Here is a 24,938-nt window from a genome sequence, read left to right as displayed (position 1 = left end):
AGATTCAGTTTATTGTCGTGCATGCCATAATTGCAAGCGAGATATCGTTTTCTCACGCGGAGCTAGTTTGGCGGAAAAATGGGGGGCTCGAACGAAGCCCATTGCAGATGCCTGGATAGTGTTTTCCTTAAATGACTTCCGCACAGCAGCAGCTTTCGTGGACCCACATCAATTCAGTGTTGGCCGAAATAGCCTATTTGTCCGCGCAAATCTTCTCGCGGCGCCCTACCCCTACCCGCCGCGCTTCGCCGCCTTGATCCACGCGAGTGCCCCCGGCGTGGTGGTCCAGGCGCGCGCGGTGTTCACCGCAATCACGATCGCTTCGTCGCGGCTGGCGGGATCGATGCTCGTCGGGGCGGCCTTTGGCGGTTTGCGGTCGCCGACGAGATAGGCGGGCACGAAGCCGTTGGCTTTCACGGCCACGGCACGCGCGGCATCGGATTCGGCCCCTGCCCCGCCGACGCGGAACGCGATCAAGGCGCGCGCATAGGCGAGCCTCGCACTTGCATCGTCGGGGAAACGGTCGGCGATGGCGCTAGCTTCCGTCGTGTGGCCGCCATCAAGCAGGGCGTCGATGAAATCGTGGCGGCATTCGCTGGGATCGGACTGGTCGGCGTCCAGTACGTCGCGCCATTGCGCAAACGCCGTGTCGCGTTCGCCCTTGACCGACAGCACGCTTGCAAGATGCTGGCGCGCTTCGAGCCCGGCCAAGCGCTGCGCGTCGCTGTCGTCGGCGGCTTGGGCGATGGCGTGCGTTTTGAGGGCCAAGCGCAGAAAGGCTTCGCGGGTGGGCAAATCGCGCGACAAGAACAGCGACAGCAACGTGAGGGCCGACGGGCAATAGCCGCTGATCGCCAAGGCGGCCGTGGCTTGGGCTGCTCCTTCGCGCGGGGTTTTGGCATTCCATGCCGCTGCCGCCGCTTCGCGCGCAGCGACGATGGCTTCTGGGCTGGCATCGTCTTTCGCGGCAACGCCGTGCTCGTCGAGGAAGCCCCAATCGGCTTGCGTGGGTTTTTCGGCCGCACTCATACGGGCGCTCCTTCGGTTTCGTCGTCCACCGGGCGCGGGCGGCGGTCGAGGCCGATCGCCACATAGGTGAACACGCCCTGCGTAACCTTGACGCGCTGGCTCGCCTCGCGCGCGCGTGTCCATGTTTCGACCGCGATGGTGATCGAAGTGCGGCCCACGCGCTCGATGCGGCAATAGCAGCTCACCTCGTCGCCGACATGGACGGGCAGATGGAACGTCATCGCGTTGATCGCGACGGTGGCCACACGGCCGCGCGAGCGCTGGCTTGCGAGGCTGCCGCCGGCCAAATCCATTTGCGCCAGCAGCCAGCCGCCGAAAATGTCGCCGTTCGGGTTCGTGTCGGCGGGCATGGCGATCGCGCGCAAGACGGGCTCGCCTTCCGGTATGGGGGCGGGTTTGGGTTCAGAGGGGCGCGAATCGGGGGTTTGCATCGAATCGACCATGGCGCTTAGTCTCCGGCGCTGGAAGAGCCTTTCACCCCAACCATAGCGTTTTTGACCCCATGGCCGACCTGTTCTCGAATTCCGGCAAAAATGCCGATTCCTACACCGCCAAAGACATCGAGGTGCTCGAAGGGCTCGAGCCCGTGCGCCGGCGGCCCGGCATGTATATCGGCGGCACCGACGAACGCGCGCTCCACCATCTGATCGCCGAAGTGCTCGACAATTCGATGGACGAGGCGGTGGCGGGCCATGCCGACTGGATCGAGATCGAAATCGCGGCCGACGACGCCGTCACGATCCGCGACAATGGGCGCGGCATTCCGGTCGATCCACATCCGCGCTTCCCCAAAAAGTCCGCGCTCGAGGTGATTCTGACCACACTGCATTCGGGCGGCAAGTTCTCGAACAAGGCCTATGCGACGTCGGGCGGTCTGCATGGCGTGGGCGTGTCGGTCGTGAACGCATTGTCGGACGTGTTCGAGGTCGAGGTCGCGCGCGACAAGACGATCTACGCGCAGAGCTATTCGCGCGGCGTGCCGCTCGGGCCGCTCAAGAAAGTGGGGCCGACGCAGAATCGCCGCGGCACTTCGGTGATGTTCCATCCCGATCCGCAGATCTTCGGCAAGAACATGCATTTCAAGCCGCAGACCATCTACAAGATGGCGCGCGCCAAGGCGTTCCTGTTCAAGGGCGTCGAGATCCGCTGGAAGTGTGCTGCCGATCTCTTGAAGCCCGAATGGGGCATTCCGCCCGAGCAGAGCCTGCATTTTCCGGGCGGGCTTTCGGACTCGCTCGCCGAAGCGCTCGGCAAACGGCCCTGCTACACGCCCAAGCCCTTTGTCGGCGACGTTAAGCTCGACAACCAGGGCGGGCGTCTGGAATGGGCCGTCGCCTGGCCCGGCGACGAAGACGCGGAAGTGCATTCGTATGTGAATACGGTGCCCACGCCGCAAGGCGGCAGCCACGAGCTGGGCTTGCGTGCGGCCTTGACGCGGGCCCTTCGCGGCTACGGCGACATGACCGGCAACAAGAAGGCAGCGCAAATCGCGGGCGAAGACGTGTGCGACGGCGCCGTCGTGTTCCTGTCGCTGTTCATCCGCGAGCCGCAATTCCAGGGCCAGACCAAAGACCGGCTCGGCATGCCTGAGGCGCAGAAGCTCGTCGACGGGGCGCTCAAAGACCAGTTCGACCATTGGCTGGCGGCGGACCCTGCGGCGGCCAAACAATTGCTCGAGCGCGCGGTCGAACGCGCCGACGAGCGTGCGCGCCGGCGTGCGCAGAAGGAAATGGACCGCAAGACCGCCACGCGCCGCCTGCGCCTGCCGGGCAAGCTTGCCGATTGTTCGTCCTCGTCGTCGGAAGACACCGAGATCTTTCTGGTCGAAGGCGACTCTGCCGGCGGCTCGGCCAAACAGGCGCGCTCGCGCGAGCGCCAGGCGATCCTGCCGTTGCGCGGCAAGATCCTGAACGTGGCCTCGGCCTCGGCCGACAAATTGCGCGGCAACCAGGAGCTGGCCGATCTCGTGCAAGCGCTCGGCTGCGGCACGGGCGAAAGTTTCGACGAAGCCAAGCTGCGCTACGAGCGCGTGATCATCATGACCGACGCCGACGTGGACGGCGCGCATATCGCGTCGCTGTTGATCACGTTCTTCTATCGCGAGATGCCCAAGCTCATCGAAAGCGGGCATCTGTTCTTGGCGCTGCCCCCACTCTACCGCATCGCAGCGGGCGGCGACGTCGTCTATGCGCGCGACGACGCGCACAAAGACGAGCTCATGAAGACCAAGTTCAAGAACCGCAAGGTCGAGGTGAGCCGCTTCAAAGGTCTCGGCGAAATGCCGCCGGCCCAATTGAAGGAAACCACGATGGACCCCAGGAAGCGCACGCTGCTGCGCGTGGTGGTCCCCGACCGCGACCATCGCGAGGCGTTCGAGGAAACGCAAAACCTCGTCGAAAGCCTGATGGGCCGCAAGCCCGAGCTGCGCCTGGCCTTCATCCAAGAACACGCCACGGCCGTGGGCGAGCTCGATATCTAGGTTTTGGCGTCGAGCCGCGCTTCGAGCTTCTCGAGCAACGCGACGAGGCGCGCGATTTCGGTTTCGCGCAGCAGGTCGATTTTCTGGTGCAGAGTCTCGATCTCGAGCTCGGCTTTGAGGTTGATGTTGTAGTCGTCTTGCGCGCGTGCGCGGTCGATGTCGCCCATGCGGTTCTGGCTCATCATGATGATCGGGGCCGTGTAGGCCGCCTGGAACGACAGCACGAGATTGAGCAGGATGAACGGGTACGGGTCCCACGCCTGCACCCAGGCGAAGATGTTCGCCGACAGCCACAGCACCAGCAGGCCGCTCTGCCACAGAATGAAACGCCACGAGCCGACGCGCGCGGTGATCCAGTCGGCGGCCGCAGCACCCAAGCTCGCTGTCGGCGGCGGGGTTTGCGCGGCGGCGATCGCGGCGGGTTTGGATGCTGCCGCACGATGGCGGCGGCGATGGCCGCGCAATTCGTGCAGCAGCGTCAGATCGGCTGGATCGAGCTTCGGGATCGCGTTCATGGATGCTGCTCCTGGGCGCCTAAAGGCGCAGACCGGGCGGCACGAACAGCAGGAAATCCTGGCGCCGCGCCGTCGCGTGGCAGGCCGCACAATAGCGCACCTTGGCGTCGTCGGGGCCGTTGGTCACCCCCACCGTGCTTCCGTCGGGGCCGATCAACGCAAAACGCCAATCGTTCGTGTCGGGCGAGAAGCCCGGCGCCATGCGCTCCATCACGAACAGCGCGAAGGGCGACGCTTTGCCGTCGGCGGCAACGCGGAAGCTGCGTTTGAGCACCACACCGCCGACCGGGATCGGCACGCCCAACTCGTATTTGAGGTATGAGCCGGAAGCTGCCGGGTTCGTGTAGACCTGCAGGAACATGCCGTGCTCGGAGCCGCGATAGGCCTGCGACATCGCCGACCAATCGGCGGCACCGCGCAAGGCCGAATCCTGCGCCGAGGCCAGCACCGCAGCGAGGGCCGGCGCCAAACACGCGGCCGTCGCCGTGACTTCGGCCGCCGTCAGATGCTCGGGCGGCGTGCCGAGGCCGCCGAGCGTGTCTGAAGCCGCCGGCTGCAGGCGCAAGCGCTCGACCGTGCAGGCCTCGACGACCGCACCCGGCCCGCCGCCGCCAGACGTGCACGCAGCCGCAAGGCTCGCTGCCAGGAGAAGTCCGAATACGATGCCGCGATGTTTCATGGCCCAGGGTTCGACGGTGCTGGCGAGAAGGTTTCGGGCGGCATGCAGGAATTCGAGCCGCGACAGAATCGTTGTGATGGGCCATTATACGCGAAACAAGCTGCGCCCACCGGAGAAGCGTCCATGTGCCGTTGGTTGGCCTATACCGGCCGTCCGCTCTATCTCGAAGATTTCCTGTTCAAGCCGGAAAATTCGCTGATCAACCAGTCGCTCCATGCCCGCAAGGGCCATGTGGCGACCAACGGCGACGGGTTCGGCGTGGGCTGGTACGGCGACCGCCAGGAACCCGGCCTGTTCCGCGACATCCGCCCCGCCTGGAATGACGAAAATCTGCGCTCGATCGCCGAGCAAATCCGCACCGGCCATTTTTTCGCCCATGTGCGCGCCTCGACGGGCACGTCGATCAGCCGCGCCAATTGCCATCCGTTCCAGCACGGGCGCTGGATGTTCATGCACAACGGCCAGATCGGCGGTTTCGACCGCGTGGCGCGCGATCTCGATTTCGCGATCGCCCCCGACCATTACCGCATGCGCCGCGGCACCACCGACAGCGAAACGATCTTCCTGCTGATGCTGACCTACGGGCTCGAGCGCGACCCCGAACATGCGGTGGCGCAAGCGCTCGGCAAGATCGTCGACACGCTCGCCGCCGCCAAGGTCGACGAACCGTTCCGCTTCACCGCCGCCTTCACCGACGGCAGGCGCATCTATGCCGCACGCTATTCGACCGACGGCCAGTCGCCGACCTTGTACTACGGCTGCGGCAAGGGCGTGCGCGCGGCGGCCGGCGGCGAATGTTCGGATTTCGACGGCGGCTCGGACTCGCTCCTGGTGCTGTCCGAACCGCTCGACACCGAGAAGGGCCATTGGACGGCGGTCGAAGAAAACTCGTTGCTGATCGCCGAAAACGGCCGCGTCGAAATCAAAACACTGCGCCCGCTGCGCGCACGCATTGCCGCCTGAAGGAGAGGTTCGTTTCCATGCTCACGATCTACGGCCGCAACAGCTCGTCCAATGTGCAAAAAGTACTTTGGCTGTGCGAAGAGATGGACCTGCCCTACACAAGCGCCCATTCGGTGGCACCGGGGACCGCCAAAGACAGCGACGCGTACCTCAAGCTCAATCCCAACGGCCTCATCCCGGCGATCGACGAAGACGGCTTCGTGCTGTGGGAGTCGAACGCGATCTTGCGCTATCTCGCGGCCAAACACGCCAACGGCACGCTGTTCGCTTCCGATCTTCGCGTGCGGGCCGACGGCGACCGCTGGATGGATTGGCAGGCGACCGTGATGGCGCCTTTGATGGCGATCATGCTGCGCCAGCTCGTGCGCACGCCGCCCGAACAGCGCGACGCCAAACTGATCGCGGCGACCGCCGCCGACATCCGCGCCAAGGTCAAGATCCTCGACGACGCGTTGGCGGGCCGCAACTATCTCGCCGGCGACGCGTTCACGATCGCGGACATCGCGGTCGGCCAATGGATGTGGCGCTACGTGACGCTCGTGCCCGACCGCGCACCGACACCGAACCTGCAGGCCTGGTACGCGCGACTGCAGCAGCGCAAAGCCTTCGTCAAAATCGTGATGCAGCCGCTCGTCTGATCGCTTAAGCGAGCAGCCAGCGGCGCAAAGCGTCGTTGGTTTCTGCCGGTTTCTCGAGCGTGGCCAAATGCCCGCAATCCTCGAGCACGCGCAATTGCGAGCCCGGAATGTCGGCCGCCATTTCCTGGCTCAGGGCGAGCGGCGTTGCCTGGTCCTCGCGCCCGCACAGCACAAGTGTGGGGCACGCGATCTGCGCCAACAGGCCGCGGCTGTCGGGCCTGCCCATGATCGCGTTCTGCTGGCGGCAGAAGGCGTCCGCACCCACGCGGTTCGTCATCGCTTCGACCGTGTCGATCAAGCTCGGATCGCGCGCGGTCGATTTGGGGCTGACCCAATTGTGGATCAGCTGCGGCGTCACACCCTTGAACTTGCCGCGCTTGGCGTGCGTCACGAAAAGCTGGCGGCGGCGCTGCTGCTCGGCCGTGTCGGCGCGCGCCGAGGTGTCGAGCAGCGCCATGCGCGCGATGCGCGTCGGCGCTTGGCGCAGCAGCTCAAACGCGAGATAGCCGCCCATCGACAGGCCTGCGAGCGCAAAGCGCGCCGGTGCGCGCCCCAGCACGTACGCGGCCATGCCGGCCACCGTATCGGCTTGCGTGAGGTCGGCGACCTGCATGTCGGCGATGTCGCGCAGATCCTCGAGCTGGCTGCGCCACAGGGCCGCATCGCAGAGCAGGCCGGGGAGAAGAACAAGCGGAATGCGGGTCATTTGATCAGCGCCAACATGTCTTTGAATTCGGGCGTGCCTGCCCGCCCCAGCCATTCGAACAGAACCATCTCGGTGCTGACAAGTACGACACCCGCCTGACGCAGCCGGTCGGCCGCCAGCGCGCGGTCGCTTTCGCGGCGCGAGGCTGTGGCATCCCAAGCAACGGCAACGCCGAGCCCGCGTGCCGCAAATCCAAGTGCGGTTTGCAGCACGCAGACATGCGCCTCGATGCCGCACAGCACGAGTTGCGTGCGACCGCTTGCCGCGACCGCATCGGCGATCGCTTGCGTATCGGCGCAGGAGAAAGTCATCTTCGCGAATACGCTGCCGGTCGGCGCGAGAGCTCCAAGCGCGGGCACCGTGGCGCCGATCCCTTTGGGATATTGCTCGGACACGAGCACCGGCACACCGAGCCGGGCGGCCACCTTCATCAATTTTGCAGCTGCCGCGACGACGCGCGGGGCCTCTTCCATCGCCGGCAACAGCCGCTCTTGGATATCGACGACGAGCAGTAGGGAACGCGAAGCGTCGAGCAACATGATGGCAGCGACCCTACAAGGCGCACGCCGCTTTTGCCAACCCCTTGCTCGACTTCCGCCCGCTTCGCCCTTAACGTCGAAGGGCCGATTCCATGGAAAGTCCTGCCGCCATCGCTGAGCTTGAAACGCAAGCGCTTGCCCACGCGCGCGGCGGGCGCATGGAAGAAGCGCTTGCGCTGTTCGCGCGCGTGGCCGGCGCCCGACCGCAATCGGCGATGGCCGCGCGCAATTGCGGGGCAGCGTGCCTCAATCTCTACCGCAACGCCGAAGCGCGCGACTGGTTCGCCAAAGCCGAAAAGCTCGCGCCCGACGATGCCGACGCCGCACTGGGCCATGGCACGGCAAGCCACATGCTGGGCGATCTCGACGACGCGATCGCGGCGTTCGACCGCGCCCTTGCCATGCGCGCCGACTGGTTCGATGCCGTGCTTGCGCGCGCCAATGTGCTGCAGCATGCCGGGCGCCTCGCGCAAGCCGAGGCGGGCTTTCTCGCCGCCCTCGCCTTGCAGCCGAACGAGGCGCGCGCCCTCAACAATCTCGCCAATCTGCGCGCCGACCAGACGCGCTTTCGCGAAGCGCTCGATCTCTACGCGAAAGCCGGGGCCGAGCATGGCTGGCTGTTCGCGCTGAACTACGATCCCGACGTGTCGGCCGAACAGCTCGCCGCCGCCTATCGCGGCTGGGGTACGCGCCATGCGGAAGCACCGCGCGTGGCGCCGGCACCGGCAGCACTTGCGCCCAAGGCGCGCTTGCGCGTGGGCTTCGTGTCGTGCGATCTGCGCCGCCATTCGATGCAGCATTTCCTGCTGCCGGCTTTGGCGCATCTCGAACCTGCGCGCATCGAGCTGTTCCTCTATTCGGCCACCGGCAAAAGCGATGCGGTGACCGAGCGCTACCGCGCACTCGCCGCCAAATTCGCGAGTCTCGACGGCGTTGGCGACGACGAAGCGGCAGCACGGATTGCGGCCGACGGCATCGACATTCTGGTCGATGCGTCCGGCCACACGGCGGGCAATCGGCTTGGGCTGTTCGCGCGCAAACCGGCCCCCGTGCAGGCGACATGGCTTGCCTACGGCACCACCACGGGCATTGCCGCGATCGACTGGTTCTTGGGCGATGCGCGGCTCGTTCCGCCCGGCGGCGAGCGGCATTTCGTCGAGCGCGTGTGGCGCTTGGCCTCGGCCTATTGCTACGCCCCGCCCGAAGGCTTGCCGGATGTGACACCCCTGCCCGCCACCCAAAACGGCGCCGTCACGTTCGGCTGCTTTTCGCGCACGATCCGCTTGAACGACCGCACGCTCGCAGCCTGGGGCCAAATCCTCGCCGCCCTGCCGCAAAGCCGCCTCAAGCTGGACTCTCTGCCGTTCGTCGACGAAGCCATGCGCAACGATTTCGCCGGCCGCCTGTGCGGCCTCGGCGCACGACCAGACCAGCTCGAGATCGGCTACACCACGCCGCAAAGCGCCGTCTGGGACGCCTACGGCCGCATCGACATCGCCCTCGACCCGTTCCCGCACAATGCGGGCGCCACGACCTTCGAGGCGCTGTGGCTGGGCGTGCCGGTCGTCTCGAAGCGCGACCGCATCCCGCTGGGGCGCTTCGGCGATTCGATCTTGGGTGCGGCCGGGCTTGGCGATTGGGTCGCCGACGACATGCCGGGCTATGTCGCGCGCGCGGTCGCGGCAGCGTCCGACGTCGCTGCCCTGGCAGCCTTGCGATCCAGCCTGCGCGACCGGCTCGCGGCCAGCAAGCTCGGCGATGCCCCCGCCTTCGGCAGGGCGCTGGGCGACGCGTTCCACGGCATGTGGCAGCTGGCGTTGCCCAAGAAACCTTGACTTTTCGCTGGAAAAGCCTAGTTTCCCAGCGTCGTCGAGGCCCTTTGCGGTCGCAAAATCACCCTCGCGGCATATGTCCGTGGTTCCCCCTTCGGGGGACCGGTCGTGGGCACAAATGCACACGACGCGCTGCCGAAGACAAAAGCGGCGCCAACCGAAAGAAGACACTGAAGATGAATTTTGCCGATTTGGGCCTGTCGGAGCCTGTGCTCCAGGCCATCGCGGATGCCGGCTACACCACGCCGACGCCGATCCAGGAAAAAGCCATTCCCTACGTTCAGATGGGCCGCGACGTGCTCGGCTGCGCGCAGACCGGAACGGGCAAGACCGCCGGCTTCACCCTGCCGATGATCGATGCGTTGAGCCAGGGCCGCGCCAAAGCGCGCATGCCGCGCTCGCTGATCCTCGAGCCGACGCGCGAACTCGCCGCCCAAGTCGCCGAGAATTTCGACAAGTACGGCAAGTATCTGAAGCTCACCAAGGCGCTGCTGATCGGCGGCGTGTCGATGGACGAGCAGGAGAAAGCGCTCGACCGCGGCGTGGACGTGCTGATCGCGACCCCGGGTCGCCTCATGGATCTGTTCGACCGCGGCCGCATCCTGCTGCACGACGTGAAGATTCTGGTGATCGACGAAGCCGACCGCATGCTCGACATGGGCTTCATCCCCGACGTCGAGCGCATCGTGTCGATGCTGCCGCCTCTGCGCCAGACGCTGTTCTTCTCCGCCACGATGGCGCCCGAAATCCGCAAGCTTGCCGACCGGTTCCTGTCGAACCCCAAGGAAGTCTCGGTCTCGGCCCCGGCGGCGACGGCCGACACGGTCACGCAAGGCATCGTCACGGTGGCCGAGCGCGAGAAGCGCGAAACGCTGCGCCGCCTCATCCGTGCCGCGCAGATCAAAAACGCGCTCGTATTCTGCAACCGCAAGCGCGATGTCGATATTTTGTGGAAGTCGCTGAAGCGCCACGGATTCAGCGCCGGCGCTTTGCACGGCGACATGGACCAGGGGACGCGCAGCGAGACGCTCGAAGGCTTCAAAAAGGACGAAGTGCAGATCCTCGTCTGCTCGGACGTCGCCGCACGCGGCCTCGATATCGGCGGCCTGTCGCACGTGTTCAATTTCGACGTGCCGATCAACGCCGAAGACTACGTGCACCGCATCGGCCGCACGGGCCGTGCGGGGCGCAGCGGTGTGGCCTACACGATCGCCAGCCGCGACGATTCCAAGTTCATCTCCGCGATCGAAAAGCTGATCGGCAAGAAGATCCCGCCGCTCGAACTCGAAGGCTTCGTTGCCCCCGTTTCCACGCCCGAAGAAGAAGCCGCCGACGCCGCCGCCAAACCGCGCGGCGGACGCGAACGCGGGTCCTCGCACGGATCTTCGCGCGGCGGTTCGCGCGGCGGTGCGAAATCCGGTTCGAGCCGGCCGCGCCATCGCAGCAGCGGCACGGAAGATGTTGCCGCAGCATCGAGTGCGGGTTCCGGCTGGGGTCCGGGCAACGATGCGCCCGCAGCGCTTGAAAACGCAGCACTTGAAGTCGTCGCCCCGGTCGCAGCGCCGATCGAAGTCGCCGCAGCGGCACCGATCGTCGCACAGGCACCGGTCGCAGTAGCGACGCCCGCGCCGAAGCGCGAGCGCGAACGCCATGCCCCGCGGGCGGCTGCCCCCGAGCGCGCGCGCGAACAGCGCCCGACGCCGTTGGCCGATCCGCAAGGGCGCGGCTTCGACGACGACCAGGTGCCTGCGTTCCTGTTGCGCGGCAAGCGCGCGGCGGGCTAGCGTTTCGAGGACGCAAACTTCGGCGCCGAGGGTGCGATGCAGACGATTTTCATCATGGTGAAATGCGAGCTTGGCCGCGCCTACGACGTGGCCGAAGCCGCGATGGAAACCGAGCAGGTCTCGGAGGTCTTTTCGATCTCCGGCCAGTACGATCTGCATCTCAAATGCTATCTGCCCGACGACGCGGATATCGGGCATTTCGTGATGACGATCCAGCGCCTGCCCGGCGTCAAAGACACGTTCACGCTGATTACCTTCAAGGCCTTCGGCTAGAACCCTGACGGCGGAGGGCGTTTGCCATGCAGGCTCGCTTTCGCCTTGTCCTCGCGGGCCTCCTCTGGCTGCTGCCGGGCGCGCCCGTCGCCGCGAGCGAAGCCAAGCTCGAAACCGCCCTTGCGATGTTCTACGAAGCGGCTTTGTGGCGCGACAACACCGCCCCCGGCGACAATACGCCGCGCCCGATCAGCGGCATCGTGCGGCTCGAGCCGCCGTTGCGTCTGCATCTCGGCCGCACGACCAGCAATTCGATCGCCGCTTTCGCCGAAGGCAAGACGCGCGAAGCCGCCGCGATCGTGGGCCTGCCGGTAACGGTCGTCGAGAACTCGGTCGATGCCAATTTCCGCTTCGATTTTTTCGCCGAGAACGCCGTGCCGCCCGGCGTACCGCCGCAGCAAGGCTGCGGCACGGGTGCCCGCGTGCAAGGGACGGCCCTCGTGAGTACGCTGCATATCCGCGCGATCCAGCCCAATTGCGTGGCGCACGAAATCCTGCACGGGTTCGGGCTGCTCGGCCATCCGCACGATTTCGACACGCTGCTGAGCTACAAGCGCGCGCCCACCGCGCGCGAGAACTACACCGAGCTCGACCGGCTTGCCTTGCGCACGCTCTACCAAGCCGGCATGGCGCCCGGCACGTTCCATCTGCCGGCCTTGCTGGTCGCGCGCCAATTCATGGCCGAAGAATTGGGCCTCGTCGCCAAAGGCGGCGATACGACACGGCTCGCGCGCCCCGTGCTCGATGCAGCCGTCGTGCGCATGCGCGCGGCCGCCGCCGAGGGTGCGCGCACCGTCTATCTGCAGCTCGGCTTTGCCTACGAGGTCGGCCATTATGTGGCGGTCGACCCCGTGGAAGCCGTGCGCTTCTGGGAATTGGCGGCCGGCCAGCGCGATGCCGAAGGCCTGTTCCGCCTCGGCCTCGCCCTCCAGCAAGGCAAAGGTACGACGCAAGACGAAGCCGCCGCCCGTCGCCGCTTGCGCGAGGCAAGCGCGCTCGGCCACGGGCCTGCGGCTTTTGTTGTCGCACAAGCCTATCGCGACGGGCGCGGCGGCTGGCCCAATGCGGTCGAGGCCTATGCGTTTTTCGACCTTGCGGCACGGCGCAACGTCGCCCCCGCAGCTTCCGCCCGCGACGCTTTGTTCGCAAGCTTCGATGCCGCCACGCGCACGCGCGCACAAGCGCAAGCGCGCCAGTTCCCGACCGTGCCGTCCGCCCCCGCCCGATAGCGGATGCCGGATCAGTAGATCCCGTCGCCGCCTTCGCTGCCGGGGATCGAGATCGTGAGGCTCGGATCGGCGAAGCGTCCGCCGCCGTCGAGCACGGGGCCGTCGGCGCGCAATTCCGTGCCGGGCTTGAAGGCTTCGAGGATGCTGTCGCGCTCGCCGGGGCGCGCAGGCGCACCGGTCTGCGGATTGACGCGCACGAGGCGAATGCCGGGCGGGATGCGGAACGGCACGTTGGGCGTACCCTTCAGCGCTTCGGCCATCACGTCGCGGAAGATGGGGACCGCGACCGACGAGCCGGTCTCGTTGGGCCCTAGCGTGCGCGGATTGTCGAAGCCGACCCAAACGCCCACGGCCAAATCGGGCGAAAAGCCGATGAACCAGGTGTCGAACGAATCGTTTGTCGTCCCGGTCTTGCCGCCGATGGCGCGGTTGAGTTCGCGCAAACGCCGCCCGGTGCCGCGCTCCACGACACCCTGCAACATCGAGGTCATCTGGTAGGCGGTCGCGGCGTCGATCGCCTGGGCGCGGCCGTCGGGCAGTTCGGGCGGCTCGGAGCCCGGCAACCAGAGATCGCTGCGGCAATCGGCGCAGGCACGCACATCGTGGCGGTAGATCGTGCGGCCCTCGCGGTCCTGCACGCGGTCGATCAGCGTTGCCTGGATGCGCTTGCCGCCATTCACGAACATCGCGTAGGCCGTGGTTTGGCGCATCAGCGTGGTCTCGCCCGCCCCCAGCGCCATCGCGAGGCTCGGCTGCAGCTTCTCGACGACACCCAGGCCTTCGGCGACGGCCGCAACCTTGTCCATGCCGATCGCCTGGGCCAAGCGAATGGTCATCAAGTTGCGCGACTGCTCCATGCCCACGCGCATCGGCGAGGGGCCGTAGAAATTGCGCGAATAGTTCGCCGGGCGCCACGGCGGCTGGCCCGGCCCCTGGTCGACGACGATGGGCGCGTCGAGGATGAGGCTCGCGGGCGAAAACCCGTTGTCGAGGGCGGGCAGATAGACGAACGGCTTGAAGGACGAGCCGGGCTGGCGCTGGGCTTGCGTGGCGCGGTTGAACTGGCTCATCTCAAAGCTCCAGCCGCCCACCATCGCGCGCACGCGCCCCGTATGGGGATCCATCGCCACGATGGCCCCGCCCACATTCGGGATCTGGCGCAGCGCATGGCGATTGAGGGGCGAGGCATCGTCGGCGCGCTTCTCGACGATCACGACGTCGCCCACCGCCAGCACGTCGGCGGGCGCGCGCACGGGCGGGCCCAGGCGCTGTTCGCGCTCGGTCTTGCGCGCCCAGCGCAGATCTTCGAGGGCCAGTGTCGCGCGGCCGCCGTCTAGCAGGCCCAATTCGGCGGCATCGTTGCCGAGGCCGCGCACGAGCGCCAGCGACCATTCGGGCAGCATGCCGGGCGGGCGCTGCACACCCTGCAAGCGCCGGCGCCAATCGCCGCTCGTATCGATGCGCGCGATCGCTCCGCGATAGCCGTGGCGGCGGTCGTAGGCGAGCATGCCGCGCATGAGGGCGGCTTCGGCGGCCGCCTGCAGCATCGGGTCCATCGTCGTGCGTACGCTAAGGCCGCCGCGGAACAGCTCGCGCTCGCCGAAGCGCGCGAACAATTCGCGCCGCACTTCCTCGGCGAAATAGTCGGCGCGCACGGTGTCTTCGGGTCCGCGATTGCGGGTGACGATCGGCGTGCGGCGGGCGGCCTCGTACTCGGCCAGCGAAATCTGGCCGTCTTCGAGCATGCGGCCCAACACCCAGTCGCGCCGCTCGACCGCACGGTCCATGAAGCGCGCGGGATTGTAGTTGTTGGGCGCCTTGGGGAGCACGGCCAGGAACGCGGCTTCGGCGAGCGTGAGTTCGGCCAGCGACCGGTCGAAATAATTCATCGCCGCCGACGCGACACCGTAAGCGCCGTAGCCGAGATAGATCTCGTTCAAATAAAGCTCGAGGATGCGGCGCTTGGAGAGCGTTTCTTCGATGCGCAAAGCGAGGATCGCTTCCTTGACCTTGCGCTCGATCGACACTTCGTTGGTCAGCAGCATGTTCTTGGCGACCTGCTGCGTGATCGTGGACGCGCCCACCGGCCGACGGGCACCCATATTGGCGAGGTTCTGCACGGCCGCGCGCGCAATGTCGGGCAGGCTCACGCCGGGATGCGAATAGAAATTTTTGTCCTCGGCCGCAAGGAACGCGCCCACGACCTGGCGCGGAATCGCGTCGTACGGCACGAAGATGCGCCGCTCGATCGCGAACTCGGCAAGGATGCGCCCGTCGGCCGCATGCACGCGCGTGGTGACGGAAGGCTGGTAGGCCGCAAGCGCGCCGTGGTCGGGCAGGCCGCGCCCGAAATACCAGAGCCCGGCCAGCACGGCCCCACTGCCGCCGACCAGCGCCAACACCAGCAGAACGACAAGCGTGACGAGTGCACGACGCATCGAGGGCGGCCATCCAGGTTCGGTTGCGAGGCGGGAGATATAGCGCAGTGCCGGGGCGCTGTCGCGCCCGTGCGCGGTCTCTTGTTCGGAGCCGCCCCGCCGAACGACGTACCGTTGCATCACTATTGACTGATTATCTTACTTAGGTATATTTATTTGCAATGACTTTAAGGAGAACATAATGCGCATGATCAAACGCGGATACAAGCAGAAATCGGCTTTCGCCCCGTCGGAACGCCAGTGGAGCGCAATGATCGCCCGTGAACAGCGCCGCTTGAGAGAACAAAAAGCGAAACTTAGGGCGCCCGCGGCGAACCAGATTTCGGCCCAGCAATTCAGAGACATGCGCCGGGCCGAACGGCTGCGCGCGCGGCCCTCGACGGAAAACGGACAATGACGACAGTCCTGACAGCCGACGGCGCTGCGCGGCTAGCGCTTCTCGGGCGGCTCGTAGCGTGGGCCGTCGCAGGTCATAACGTCGCGGTGGCTCACCCGCTCGTTCTGCATGGCACAAGCGCAGGCTTCAAAAGCTGGAACAGTATCAACCGATTCCGCATGAGACGGCGCGTAGGCACGGTTCTGCCCAAGCTCTGGCAACGTCAACGCCATCGAGCCTGGCGCGCGTATGATTTCAAATTTGAAGCTGAGAATTTCGTCGATTTCCATCTTGGCGACCGGCATCGATATCTTGCCGTAGCCCTCTGCGTCGAGCTCTTCGCCGACCCAGCGCGCCGTGGAAGACGGCCCGACTTCAGGGTCCCTTCGATAGTCGATTACGATGCGCTCGATGCGCAACGGCGCACCGTTGTCCACCCGTTCGATCCGCACGCGCACGAAAGCGTGCACGTCGTCCGAATGGAACGGGTCGCCGTGCCGTTCGAACCCGAGTTCGACGCGCTTCAAGGCCGCGACCGGATTGCCGATCCGCTTGGACTGCGCCTCGACATTCGGATAGTCGACCGAAAAACTCAGCTCCATCGTGCAGCGCAGCGGCCGGTCGTTGAAATAGTTCGTCTCTGTGATTGCGCGCAGTCGGGATTCCTGAAGTTGGCTGCGCAGCCGGTAATCCTCGGGAACCCGCGAATCGCGCGGATTGATCCGATGATTCTGCGCCATCGCCGTGCCGATCCCTAGCGAGAAAATCAGCATGCCCGCAAGGACGAGCAAACCAAGGCCTGTCCAGCGGCTGCACAGGCCTTGCGCGAAGAAACGCAGCTGCATCTCGCAACTCCGAAAACAGGAAAGGGCACGAACTATGACCAAGAATAACCCGTTCCGGCTGAATCCGGAAGTCAGCACCACTCTGCCAAGATTTCTGGCGCATGCCGAAGGTACGACCGGCGAAACCGGAAAGACCTCCATTGTGCGCAACGGCGACAGCGGCCTGTCCGTCGGGCGCATTCAGATGGACCTATCGAAGCACAAGGACCTTGCCGACCGGCTCGTTGCCATCGGCAAAGCCACCGGAATCGCGGGCGCCGAGGAAATCACCGCCGATATGCTGAAGCAAACGCATGAAGCGTTTAAGGACCGAAACGGAAGGTACAACGAAGTGCAAATCGCAAAGATCGAGAAGTTCGCTGCGGGCGTGCTGAAAACAAAAGAAGGCGAAAGCGCGCTCGAAAATGCCGAGCGCGGCCAAGTCCGCACGGTCGTAGCCAAGGTCGAAGAGGCGTGCGGACAGTCGGGGCCGAACGCGCAGAAATTCTGCGCAAGTCCCCAAGGCCAGCGCGAACTGGCGGCCTATATCCACCAATACGGCACCGGCAAGATCGACGAGCTCAAAGCCCATCTGCGCGGCGAAGTAGTGACGCTTGGCAAAGGCGGCAAGGATGCCGACGGGACCAAGGTGCAACTCACGCAAGAGCTGACCCCGGAAAGCTTCCGCAGCGACTACTGAAACACAACGCTCTATGCGCAGAAGAATCCGGTCCCGATCGCCACGCGCGACAAAAACGTCGATGTCGCAGACGCGCGCAGGCTTCGGGCGTGCGCTCGAAAAAGCCGGGCCGGACGGGTTCGCGCGCAGATTTGCGCTCGGGCAGTTCCGCGATTTTGCGACCCGGCTCGACAACGGCGTGGCGCGCTACGAAGGCCTGAAGCGCGACGGCTGGATCGGGCCGAAGACGACTGACGCGTTCAAGACGGCCCTCTACAATCTCGGGCCGCAGAGCATCGCCGACGATTTGGAGGGGCTGTTTGCCGCTTGAAGCCGCGTCAGCCGCGCCGTGCAGGATTAGCCGCGAAATAGGCGTCGATCGCGCGCAGGATGCCGGCGGCGACCTTCGTGCGATGGTGCGGGCGATTGAGCAGGAGTTCGTCCTGCGCATTCGAGAGATAGCCCATCTCGATCAGCACCGAGGGCGTGTCGGGCGCCCTCAGCACGGCGAAGCCTGCGAAGCGATGCGGGTTCTGCGGCAGCAGCAGCACCTCGCGCCCCATTTCGGACACGAGATGGCGCGCGAACACGATCGAGCGGTTCATCGTCTCGCGCTGCGCAAGATCGATCAGGATCGAGGTCACGTCGCGGTTCTCGCGCGTGAGGTCGACGCCCGCGATGATGTCGGCGCGGTTTTCGCGCGCGGCCAAAGCGGCCGCTTCGTTGTCCGACGCGTTTTCCGACAAAGTGTAGATCGACGCCCCGCGCGTGGCGGTGTTGCCGCTGCCCATCGAGTCCGCATGGATCGAGATGAACAGATCGGCCGATTGCTGGCGCGCGAGTGCGATGCGATCGCGCAGGCGGATGAACACGTCGTCGTCGCGCGTCATCGCCACGCGATAGCGGCCGGTCTGTTCGAGCTGACGGCGGAGTTCGCGCGCCATCGCGAGCGTGATCTCTTTTTCGTGCGTGCCCGAAACGCCGATGGCCCCCGGATCGACGCCACCATGGCCGGGATCGAGCACGATCATCGGCCGCCCGGTCGGGCGCGCCGGTGCGCCGCCCTGGGCATTGGGAAGTTGCGGCGGGCGCGGGCTCGCGACGGCCGCAGGGGCCGCGACGGTCGTGGGCGCCGTCGGGGCCACGGGGGCGGCGACGCGCGGGGCTGCCGTTTGCGCAAACTGGGTGGGCGGGCTCGGTTGCGGTTGCGGCTGGGCGGGCGTTTGGGTTTGCAGTTGCGGCGGTGAAGGCGCATTGGCCTGCATCGCGCGCAGAACGCCGGAAGCCGACCAGGGTTGGACGTTCTGCGCGAACGCTTCGGGTGTCGAGCGCTCGAAATCGAGCACCAGGCGCTGGCCGCGCCCGCTCGGGGCAAGGTCGAAGCGTGCCTCGCGCAATTTGGCGGGCTGGGCAAGATCGAGCACGAGGCGCCCGGCGGCGGCATTGAACGCCCCGTAGCGCAAGCCCGACACGAGCCCCGAGGGGGCGACCTCGCCGCCGGTTATTCGCCACTGCACACTTGGCAAATCAACGACGGCGCGCATCGGCTCGTTCAGGAAGAACACCCGATGGTCGATACGCCGGTTGAGTGTGAGGATAAGGCGTGTGGAGCCCGCCGTTTCGCCCAACGACACGCCTGTGACGATAATTTCCCCGCTTGTTCCGGGGTTTAGGGGCGCATTGGGTGCGGCGCGCTGCGGCGTTTGGGCATGGGCGGCGGGCATGCCAAGGCTCCAGGCTGCCAAGCAGCCCGCAATCCACAAGATATTGAGAAAACGCCCGCGCATGACCGCGACATATATCCTGCGGCGCGAATCGACGGCAAGCACGAACCACGGCAAATTTACCAATTGTGGGGGGGCGGGTTGGTCTGTATTGTGCTTGTCGCATACTGTTCGTTGTTCGCTGGAAAGCGAGCGCCCCAGACCGGAGCGCCCTTTCCGTGCGGGTCCACAGGGAATTGCAGCAACCGCGTCCGGTTTTCGGTTCGCGAAGCGGCAAACCTCCCGAAGATACCGCGGCGAACGCATCAGGGCGGCCGATCCGAACGGCGCACGCCCAAAAAGGACCCCCGCATGCGGCGGGTCCGCCCCCGCTCCCGCCGCTGTTGGGAGCGATCTCAAGCGGGCGGATCCCCATTTGCGAAGGTCAAGACCGCGGCACGGGCCCAAGGAACCCGCGCGCGACCGCAACGCCAACGGGTCCAAGGGCCCGGCGGCATGTGCGCCACGACGATCCGGTCAAAATTTTTTAGCGCGCGCACTCGTTTTGCGCGACCGCGCGGCGTATTCGCCGCATGCGTCGCGCTGCAAAAAAACGAACGGGCCGTGCGCGCTTTCGCATCGGAGAGAAAGTATCGAAATGGCAAAACGTATGTTGATCGACTCGACCCACCCGGAAGAAACCCGCGTGGTCGTGCTCGACGGAAACCGGCTCGAAGAGTTCGATTTCGAAACCGCCAGCAAAAAGCAGCTCAAGGGCAACATCTATCTGGCGCGCGTCACGCGCGTCGAGCCGTCCTTGCAGGCCGCGTTCGTGGAATTCGGCGGCAACCGCCACGGCTTCCTCGCCTTCAACGAAATCCACCCCGACTATTACCGCATCCCGGTCTCCGACCGGCAGGCGCTGATGGCCGAGGCGGAGGAAGAAGACGAGCGCCCGCGCCGCAGCAGCCGCGAAGATGCCGCCGATCCCGCCCCCGTCATCGCGCTGCCGCAGGACGCCAATGCAGGTCCCGTCGATCTGACGCCGGCCCCACTTGCCGAGACGGCCCAGCTGCCGCTGTCGGACGAGCTGCTGCCGCCTGCACCTGTGCAAGCACAGCTCGATCTGGCCGCACCAGCACCCGACGCTGTCCCGCATGCGGATGCCGCACCGGCCCCAAGTGCGGACGCAGCGACGGGCTTTGATCCGGCGCCGCTCGAAGGTGCGCCGATCGAGGGCACGCCGCTCGACGCCCCGCACGAAGCGCTGCCCGGCGAAGAGCCCAGCGAACCGCGCCAGCACATCGTCGAATCGGTCGGCGGCGACACGGTCGACGACGCCCACGAAACGCGGCGCCGCGCGCGGCCGACGCGCCAATACAAAATCCAGGAAGTGCTGAAGCGCCGCCAGGTGCTGCTCGTCCAGGTCGTCAAGGAAGAGCGCGGCAACAAGGGGGCCGCTCTCACCACTTATCTGTCGCTCGCGGGCCGCTATTGCGTGCTGATGCCCAACACCGACCGCGGCGGCGGCATTTCGCGGCGCATCACCTCGCAGCAGGACCGCAAGCGCCTCAAGAACCTGATCGAAGAGCTCGACCTGCCCGACGGCATGGCCGTGATCCTGCGCACCGCCGGAATGGAGCGCGAGACCGCCGACATCCGCCGCGACTACGAATATCTGATGCGGCTGTGGGAAGAGATCCGCGATCTAACGCTGCGCAGCTCGGCCCCGGCGCTGATCTACGAGGAAGGCAGCATCGTCAAGCGCGCCATCCGCGACATGTACAGCTCCGGCGTCGACGAAATCCTCGTTGCGGGCGAACACGGCTTCGACGCCGCGCGCCACTTCATGGGCATGCTGATGCCGAGCGACGTTGCGCGCATCCGCCGCTACGACGACGCGCAAACGCCGCTGTTCCAGCGCTTCCAGGTCGAAACCGAACTCGACGAAATGCATCTGCCGACCGTGCGTCTGCGCTCGGGCGGCTACATCGTGATCAACTCGACCGAAGCGCTCGTCGCGATCGACGTTAACTCGGGCCGTTCGACGCGCGAGCGCAACATCGACGAGACCGCCTACAAGACCAATCTCGAAGCCGCCGACGAGGTGGCGCGCCAATTGCGCCTGCGCGATTTGGCGGGCCTCATCGTCATCGACTTCATCGACATGGACGACCATCGCCACCAGGCGGCGGTCGAACGGCGCCTCAAGGAGGCGATGAAGTCCGACCGCGCGCGCATCCAGATCGGCCGCATCTCGGCCTTCGGCTTGCTCGAGCTGTCGCGCCAGCGCCTGCGCCCGTCGATTTCGGAAATCAGCTTCGAGGTCTGCCCGCACTGCCAGGGCACGGGGCGTCTGCGCTCGACCGAATCGGCCGCCTTGCACGTGCTGCGCGGCATCGAGGAAGAGGGCGTGAAACTGCGCGCGGCCGAAGTGCTCGTGTATGTCGCAACGTCCGTCGCACTCTACTTGTTCAACAACAAGCGCGCGGCGATCGCGGGCATCGAAAGCCGCTACGGCTTCCATCTGCAGTTCCATTCCGACGACAGCCTCATTCCGCCCGCCTTCCGCATCGAGCGCGGCAAGGCCAAAGCGGTCGATGCCACCAGTGCCGCACCAATCCGGCAGATCGAAGACTTTGCACCCAGCGCACCCGAATCGCGCGGCGAGTACTCGGCCGCCGCAGACGTGGCGCGCGACGACGACGACGATGTCGCGGGCGAAACGGCAGCGTCCCCGCGTGCGGCCGAAGAGCGCAACGAAGACGGCAGCATCCGCCGCCGTCGCCGTCGCGGTCGCGGTCGCAATCGCGCAGATGGCCGCCCTGAAGGTCGCCAAGATGGGCGTACTGAAGCGCCGCGCGCCGACAGCGAAGCCGCACAAGCCGCCCCGATGCAAGACGAAGCCGGCGATGCCGCCGGGCCTGCGGAAGGCGTTGATGCCGCAACCGCTGGCGACGAGGCGGGCGGCGACGAAGCCAGCCGCCGTCGGCGTCGGCGCGGTCGGCGCGGCGGTCGGCGTCGCGGACGTCGTCCGGAGGGCGAGAACGGCGCCGAGCAGCCGCAAGCGGCCAATGGCGTCGGCGGCGAGAGCAACGGCGACATGCCGGTCGCAGCCGCCGCAATGCCGGATGCCCCGGCCCTCGCAGCCCCGAGCGACGCCTATGCGCCGGCCCCGATGGGCCGCGTGCAGGGTCCCGGCGACGCGCATGATTGGCCGTGGAACCGCCGCGGCGAAGACGGCCCGGCAACGGCACCTGCGGCAGCGCCCATACCCGCCCCGGCACCTGCCGCCGCAATGCCGCCGCAGATCGCGACACCGGCCGAGCCCATCATGGTCGCACCGCAACCGACCCCGGCTGCAGCACCCGCAGAAGCAAGCGCTCCGCCGCCGCCCGAGGACGATCCCAATCGTCCCAAAAAGCGCGGCTGGTGGAATCGCCTGACGGGTTGAAGAAGGTTTAGCGCCGCCAGGCGACCAAGCGTCTGGCGGCCTCTTCCATGTCGGCGAGCGTGCCGGCAAACGAAAAACGCACGAAGCGGTTGCCGCGCGCCGGATCGAAATCGAGCCCCGGCGTTGCGGCCACACCCGCTTCGTCGAGCATGCGGCGGCAGAATTCCGCACTGTCGTTGGTCATGTGCGCCACATCCGCATAAAGATAGAAGGCGCCGTCCGGCGGGGCGAATTCGCGGAACCCCGCTTTGGGCAAGGCGGCCAGCAGATAGTCGCGGTTCGCACGGTACGCCAGCACATGCGCTTCGCATTCGGCGTGCGCGTCGAACGCGGCGATCGCGGCCAATTGGGCCAAGGTCGGCGGCGAAATGAACAGGTTCTGTGCCAGCCGCTCGACTGCGCGCACCAGATCGGGCGGCACCACGAGCCAGCCCAGGCGCCAGCCGGTCATTGAGTAGTATTTGGAGAAGCTGTTGACCACGAACGCGTCGTCGCCGAACGAAAGCGCTGTGGCCGCACGGCCCTCGAACACAATGCCGTGGTAGATCTCGTCCGACACGAGGCGCACGCCGCGTTTCGAACACCAGCGGCATAGGGCGCCGAGTTCGTCCGGCGACAGCATCGAGCCCGTCGGATTGGCGGGGCTCGCCACGATGAGGCCCGCGAGATCTTTTCCGCTTTGCGCCAGCAATTCCGGCGTGGGCTGGAAGCGCGTGGCGGCCGTGGCGGCAAACCCCACCGGTTCGCAATCGAGCGCCTTTAAGATGTTGCGATAGGCGGGATAGCCCGGATCAGCCAGCGCCACGCGGTCGCCCGCATCGAACGCGGCGAGAAACGCCAGCAGAAAGCCGCCCGACGAGCCGGTCGTAACGCAGATGCGCGCCGGATCGAGCGCCACGCCGTACGTGTCGGCATAATGGCGCGCGATGCGCGCGCGCAACGCGGGCAGGCCCATCGCGTCGGTATAACCGAGCTTGTCGCTGTCGAGGGCGGCTTTGGCGGCGTTACGCACGGTCATGGGTGCAGGCGTGCCGGGCTGGCCCACTTCGAGATGCACGGCGCGTTCGCCCGCATGTGCGGCCGCTTCGTCGCGCCGATTGGCCGCACGCATCACATCCATCACGATGAACGGCGAAATCCCCGCGCGCCGCGCAACCTTCAAAGCCATTGCCGAAACTCCCGCCGCTATTGCGAGCCGGTGGCGAAACCGGCACCGCGCCGGTCGGTTTCGATGCGGCAGGATTCCGGCTGTTCGGTTGCGCCCTCGGCGCAATAGATCGCCTGCACGCGCCCAATACCGCCCGCAACCTCGGCCGCGCGATAGCCGCGCGCGGCAAGGGCAGGTACCAAGCCCGGCCCGTCGACGCCGATGCGCCCGTCGGGCAACGGCGCAGCGCGCGCAAGATCGATCGCGCGATCGAGCGTGAGGCGGTCGGCGAGCACGCCGAGAGCCGTCTGCGACAATGCAAACGGCGCGGCAACCCCGCCCGAGGCGGCCCCTGCGAACACCACGGACTGGCGGTCGCGCAAGGCGATCGCGGCCGTCAGCCAGCGCGTGGCCGATTGTTCGGCCGTCGGCGCCGGGGCGAGCAGAAAGCCGATCCCTTGCGGCAGGCGGCCGATGCCGAACGCCTCAAGGCCGGTGAAGCTGCACGCAACCGCCATGCCGTTGCGGTCGATCACGCTGAGGGCCGTACCCGCCGCCATGTCGGGCTCGGGCGCCCACGGCCCGCCTGCGCCCGCAAGGCCCCGCAGCCGCGACGGCGCAAGCGCGTCGCCCAGCGCAATGCGGTTGGCAAGATCGGGCCCAAGCCACTGCGCACGGTCGCGCGAGGCGGCCGACGCCGTGGCCAGCATCAGGCCGGCACGCTGGTCGGCCGGGGTCGCGCGCCAACGCTCGGCGAGCGCCCCGTAGAGTTGTGCGGTCGCAAGGCTGCCGACAGCAGGGGCCGCCGCCACGAAGAAATCGGGCGTGCCGCCGATATTGAAAGCCGGTTGAATCTGCGGCACCCCGGCGGCGAGGTCCTCGAAACGCAGATCGATGCCGGCGGCTTGAGCCGCACGCGCGAACTGGTGGGCGGTCACGCCTTGATGCAGCTCGCCGGGGCCGCGCTGGCGCAAGGTGCCGAGTACCGCACCCATCTGCGGCTGCGCGAGCGGCTGGCCTTCGGTCAAAGCCTGGCCGTCGCGGCTGAAGATCGCGGCAAGGCCCGGATCGGCCGACACGACGTTCCAATGGCGCGCCAGATCGATCGCCAGCGCACGCGTGGCAGTGGTGCCGCCGCGCGCGAGATTTTCGGCCGGTGCGACGACCTGCTCCCAGCGCAAACGCCCGTAGCGCGCCTGCATCGCAAACAGGCCGCGCGGCAGGCCGGGCGTGGCCACGACCGAGTCGGGCCGGGCGGCCACGGCCGGGAACGACACGGTTTCGACCGTGCGCACGCGGCCCGTGCCGGAAGCCACCATGCACAGCCCGCCCCCGCCCAGCGGCATCTGCCCCGGATAAGTGACGCTGAGCGTCAAGGCGGCAGCGGTGGCCGCATCGGCGGCCGAGCCGCCGGCCGAGAGAATGTCGCGCGCGACGAGGGCCGCACGCGGCTCGTCGGCCGCCGCCCCGCCCAGAAAGCCGCGCACCGAGCCGACCACGCCCGGCACGCCTTCGTCTTTGCCGCCCAGGCCCAATGTGCTGCAGCCGCCCGCGAGCGAAGCTGCGGCAAAAGCGGCAACAATGTGTCGAACGTGTCGGCGGGCCCGCGATTGATTTCGGGTGGTGCTCGGCATAGCTTGTCTCGAGAGTT

General features: G+C 66.7%; 22 protein-coding genes. 11 read left to right on the top strand and 11 right to left on the bottom strand.

Annotated features, from left to right (window positions below):
• Positions 1-231: 231 nt before the first annotated feature.
• Entirely contained in the window at positions 232-1,029 is a 798-nt protein-coding gene (locus O9320_19230) for a hypothetical protein (GenBank protein MCZ8312987.1), read from the bottom strand.
• Positions 1,026-1,379, bottom strand: a complete 354-nt coding sequence (locus tag O9320_19225; protein ID MCZ8312986.1) for an acyl-CoA thioesterase — start codon at positions 1,377-1,379, stop codon at positions 1,026-1,028. The genes O9320_19230 and O9320_19225 overlap by 4 nt, the downstream gene beginning before the upstream one ends.
• A 152-nt stretch (positions 1,380-1,531) precedes the next feature.
• Between O9320_19225 and parE the strand changes: the two genes are divergently transcribed.
• On the top strand, positions 1,532-3,508 hold the full coding sequence (gene parE, locus O9320_19220; protein MCZ8312985.1) for a DNA topoisomerase IV subunit B: 1,977 nt from the start codon (positions 1,532-1,534) through the stop codon (positions 3,506-3,508).
• Here the strand turns inward: parE and O9320_19215 are convergent.
• Complete coding sequence (locus O9320_19215) at positions 3,505-4,023, bottom strand: DUF1003 domain-containing protein (GenBank protein MCZ8312984.1); 519 nt, start codon at positions 4,021-4,023, stop codon at positions 3,505-3,507. The genes parE and O9320_19215 overlap by 4 nt on opposite strands.
• Before the next feature lie 19 nt (positions 4,024-4,042).
• Positions 4,043-4,702 carry a cytochrome P460 family protein gene (locus O9320_19210; protein MCZ8312983.1) on the bottom strand — a complete coding sequence of 220 codons (660 nt, stop codon included), beginning with the start codon at positions 4,700-4,702 and terminating at the stop codon, positions 4,043-4,045.
• A 123-nt stretch (positions 4,703-4,825) separates the two neighbouring features.
• Between O9320_19210 and O9320_19205 the strand changes: the two genes are divergently transcribed.
• On the top strand, positions 4,826-5,665 hold the full coding sequence (locus O9320_19205) for a class II glutamine amidotransferase (GenBank protein ID MCZ8312982.1): 840 nt from the start codon (positions 4,826-4,828) through the stop codon (positions 5,663-5,665).
• 17 nt (positions 5,666-5,682) lie between these two features.
• Positions 5,683-6,303 carry a glutathione S-transferase family protein gene (locus O9320_19200; GenBank protein ID MCZ8312981.1) on the top strand — a complete coding sequence of 207 codons (621 nt, stop codon included), beginning with the start codon at positions 5,683-5,685 and terminating at the stop codon, positions 6,301-6,303.
• Between the two features lie 4 nt (positions 6,304-6,307).
• Here O9320_19200 and O9320_19195 read toward each other — a convergent pair whose 3' ends face one another.
• Positions 6,308-7,009, bottom strand: a complete 702-nt coding sequence (locus O9320_19195) for an alpha/beta fold hydrolase (protein MCZ8312980.1) — start codon at positions 7,007-7,009, stop codon at positions 6,308-6,310.
• Positions 7,006-7,548 (bottom strand): hydrolase, encoded by a 543-nt coding sequence (locus O9320_19190; GenBank protein MCZ8312979.1) that lies wholly within the window; start codon positions 7,546-7,548, stop codon positions 7,006-7,008. Before O9320_19190 ends, O9320_19195 begins: the two co-directional genes overlap by 4 nt.
• Before the next feature lie 92 nt (positions 7,549-7,640).
• Between O9320_19190 and O9320_19185 the strand changes: the two genes are divergently transcribed.
• The 4 genes from O9320_19185 (at position 7,641) to O9320_19170 (ending at position 12,666) form a co-directional block, all read left to right on the top strand.
• Positions 7,641-9,383, top strand: a complete 1,743-nt coding sequence (locus O9320_19185; protein ID MCZ8312978.1) for a hypothetical protein — start codon at positions 7,641-7,643, stop codon at positions 9,381-9,383.
• A gap of 173 nt (positions 9,384-9,556) precedes the next feature.
• Entirely contained in the window at positions 9,557-11,164 is a 1,608-nt protein-coding gene (locus O9320_19180) for a DEAD/DEAH box helicase (protein MCZ8312977.1), read from the top strand.
• A 36-nt stretch (positions 11,165-11,200) separates the two neighbouring features.
• On the top strand, positions 11,201-11,437 hold the full coding sequence (locus O9320_19175) for an Lrp/AsnC ligand binding domain-containing protein (protein ID MCZ8312976.1): 237 nt from the start codon (positions 11,201-11,203) through the stop codon (positions 11,435-11,437).
• Positions 11,438-11,463: 26 nt separating this feature from the next.
• Entirely contained in the window at positions 11,464-12,666 is a 1,203-nt protein-coding gene (locus O9320_19170; protein ID MCZ8312975.1) for a tetratricopeptide repeat protein, read from the top strand.
• 11 nt (positions 12,667-12,677) lie between these two features.
• Here O9320_19170 and O9320_19165 read toward each other — a convergent pair whose 3' ends face one another.
• Positions 12,678-15,104 (bottom strand): penicillin-binding protein 1A, encoded by a 2,427-nt coding sequence (locus O9320_19165; protein ID MCZ8312974.1) that lies wholly within the window; start codon positions 15,102-15,104, stop codon positions 12,678-12,680.
• A gap of 181 nt (positions 15,105-15,285) precedes the next feature.
• Here O9320_19165 and O9320_19160 point away from each other — a divergent pair, with 181 nt between their 5' ends.
• On the top strand, positions 15,286-15,501 hold the full coding sequence (locus O9320_19160; GenBank protein ID MCZ8312973.1) for a hypothetical protein: 216 nt from the start codon (positions 15,286-15,288) through the stop codon (positions 15,499-15,501).
• Positions 15,502-15,533: 32 nt separating this feature from the next.
• Here the strand turns inward: O9320_19160 and O9320_19155 are convergent, their stop codons facing one another.
• A complete protein-coding gene (locus tag O9320_19155) occupies positions 15,534-16,253 on the bottom strand; it encodes a hypothetical protein (protein MCZ8312972.1) in 720 nt (239 codons plus the stop codon).
• A 106-nt stretch (positions 16,254-16,359) separates the two neighbouring features.
• On the opposite strand from O9320_19155, the gene O9320_19150 reads away from it, so the two are divergent.
• Positions 16,360-17,004 carry a hypothetical protein gene (locus O9320_19150; protein ID MCZ8312971.1) on the top strand — a complete coding sequence of 215 codons (645 nt, stop codon included), beginning with the start codon at positions 16,360-16,362 and terminating at the stop codon, positions 17,002-17,004.
• A 61-nt stretch (positions 17,005-17,065) separates the two neighbouring features.
• Positions 17,066-17,314 carry a hypothetical protein gene (locus tag O9320_19145; GenBank protein MCZ8312970.1) on the top strand — a complete coding sequence of 83 codons (249 nt, stop codon included), beginning with the start codon at positions 17,066-17,068 and terminating at the stop codon, positions 17,312-17,314.
• A 7-nt stretch (positions 17,315-17,321) separates the two neighbouring features.
• Here O9320_19145 and O9320_19140 read toward each other — a convergent pair whose 3' ends face one another.
• On the bottom strand, positions 17,322-18,770 hold the full coding sequence (locus O9320_19140) for an N-acetylmuramoyl-L-alanine amidase (protein ID MCZ8312969.1): 1,449 nt from the start codon (positions 18,768-18,770) through the stop codon (positions 17,322-17,324).
• Positions 18,771-19,344: 574 nt separating this feature from the next.
• Here O9320_19140 and O9320_19135 point away from each other — a divergent pair.
• Positions 19,345-22,140, top strand: coding sequence for a ribonuclease E/G (locus tag O9320_19135; GenBank protein MCZ8312968.1), 2,796 nt, complete (start codon positions 19,345-19,347; stop codon positions 22,138-22,140).
• A 7-nt stretch (positions 22,141-22,147) separates the two neighbouring features.
• Here O9320_19135 and O9320_19130 read toward each other — a convergent pair whose 3' ends face one another.
• The gene (locus O9320_19130; GenBank protein MCZ8312967.1) at positions 22,148-23,308 is read right to left on the bottom strand and encodes an aminotransferase class I/II-fold pyridoxal phosphate-dependent enzyme; all 1,161 of its coding nucleotides are present in this window, start codon (positions 23,306-23,308) and stop codon (positions 22,148-22,150) included.
• Positions 23,309-23,325: 17 nt separating this feature from the next.
• Positions 23,326-24,822 (bottom strand): gamma-glutamyltransferase, encoded by a 1,497-nt coding sequence (locus tag O9320_19125; GenBank protein MCZ8312966.1) that lies wholly within the window; start codon positions 24,820-24,822, stop codon positions 23,326-23,328.
• Between the last annotated feature and the right edge of the window lie 116 nt (positions 24,823-24,938).

The organism is Magnetospirillum sp., from assembly GCA_027532905.1.
Lineage (GTDB): Bacteria > Pseudomonadota > Alphaproteobacteria > CACIAM-22H2 > CACIAM-22H2 > Tagaea.
The sequence above is the reverse complement of the archived record's forward strand: the minus strand, read 5'-3'. Positions and strand labels throughout refer to the sequence as shown.

Bases quoted from the DNA above. Each gene is read 5' to 3' on its own strand.
- O9320_19230 (MCZ8312987.1), bottom strand. From the start codon at position 1,029: ATGAGTGCGGCCGAAAAACCCACGCAAGCCGATTGGGGCTTCCTCGAC.
- O9320_19225 (MCZ8312986.1), bottom strand. From the start codon at position 1,379: ATGCCCGCCGACACGAACCCGAACGGCGACATTTTCGGCGGCTGGCTG.
- parE (MCZ8312985.1), top strand. From the start codon at position 1,532: ATGGCCGACCTGTTCTCGAATTCCGGCAAAAATGCCGATTCCTACACC.
- O9320_19215 (MCZ8312984.1), bottom strand. From the start codon at position 4,023: ATGAACGCGATCCCGAAGCTCGATCCAGCCGATCTGACGCTGCTGCAC.
- O9320_19210 (MCZ8312983.1), bottom strand. From the start codon at position 4,702: ATGAAACATCGCGGCATCGTATTCGGACTTCTCCTGGCAGCGAGCCTT.
- O9320_19205 (MCZ8312982.1), top strand. From the start codon at position 4,826: ATGTGCCGTTGGTTGGCCTATACCGGCCGTCCGCTCTATCTCGAAGAT.
- O9320_19200 (MCZ8312981.1), top strand. From the start codon at position 5,683: ATGCTCACGATCTACGGCCGCAACAGCTCGTCCAATGTGCAAAAAGTA.
- O9320_19195 (MCZ8312980.1), bottom strand. From the start codon at position 7,009: ATGACCCGCATTCCGCTTGTTCTTCTCCCCGGCCTGCTCTGCGATGCG.
- O9320_19190 (MCZ8312979.1), bottom strand. From the start codon at position 7,548: ATGTTGCTCGACGCTTCGCGTTCCCTACTGCTCGTCGTCGATATCCAA.
- O9320_19185 (MCZ8312978.1), top strand. From the start codon at position 7,641: ATGGAAAGTCCTGCCGCCATCGCTGAGCTTGAAACGCAAGCGCTTGCC.
- O9320_19180 (MCZ8312977.1), top strand. From the start codon at position 9,557: ATGAATTTTGCCGATTTGGGCCTGTCGGAGCCTGTGCTCCAGGCCATC.
- O9320_19175 (MCZ8312976.1), top strand. From the start codon at position 11,201: ATGCAGACGATTTTCATCATGGTGAAATGCGAGCTTGGCCGCGCCTAC.
- O9320_19170 (MCZ8312975.1), top strand. From the start codon at position 11,464: ATGCAGGCTCGCTTTCGCCTTGTCCTCGCGGGCCTCCTCTGGCTGCTG.
- O9320_19165 (MCZ8312974.1), bottom strand. From the start codon at position 15,104: ATGCGTCGTGCACTCGTCACGCTTGTCGTTCTGCTGGTGTTGGCGCTG.
- O9320_19160 (MCZ8312973.1), top strand. From the start codon at position 15,286: ATGCGCATGATCAAACGCGGATACAAGCAGAAATCGGCTTTCGCCCCG.
- O9320_19155 (MCZ8312972.1), bottom strand. From the start codon at position 16,253: ATGCTGATTTTCTCGCTAGGGATCGGCACGGCGATGGCGCAGAATCAT.
- O9320_19150 (MCZ8312971.1), top strand. From the start codon at position 16,360: ATGACCAAGAATAACCCGTTCCGGCTGAATCCGGAAGTCAGCACCACT.
- O9320_19145 (MCZ8312970.1), top strand. From the start codon at position 17,066: ATGTCGCAGACGCGCGCAGGCTTCGGGCGTGCGCTCGAAAAAGCCGGG.
- O9320_19140 (MCZ8312969.1), bottom strand. From the start codon at position 18,770: ATGCGCGGGCGTTTTCTCAATATCTTGTGGATTGCGGGCTGCTTGGCA.
- O9320_19135 (MCZ8312968.1), top strand. From the start codon at position 19,345: ATGGCAAAACGTATGTTGATCGACTCGACCCACCCGGAAGAAACCCGC.
- O9320_19130 (MCZ8312967.1), bottom strand. From the start codon at position 23,308: ATGGCTTTGAAGGTTGCGCGGCGCGCGGGGATTTCGCCGTTCATCGTG.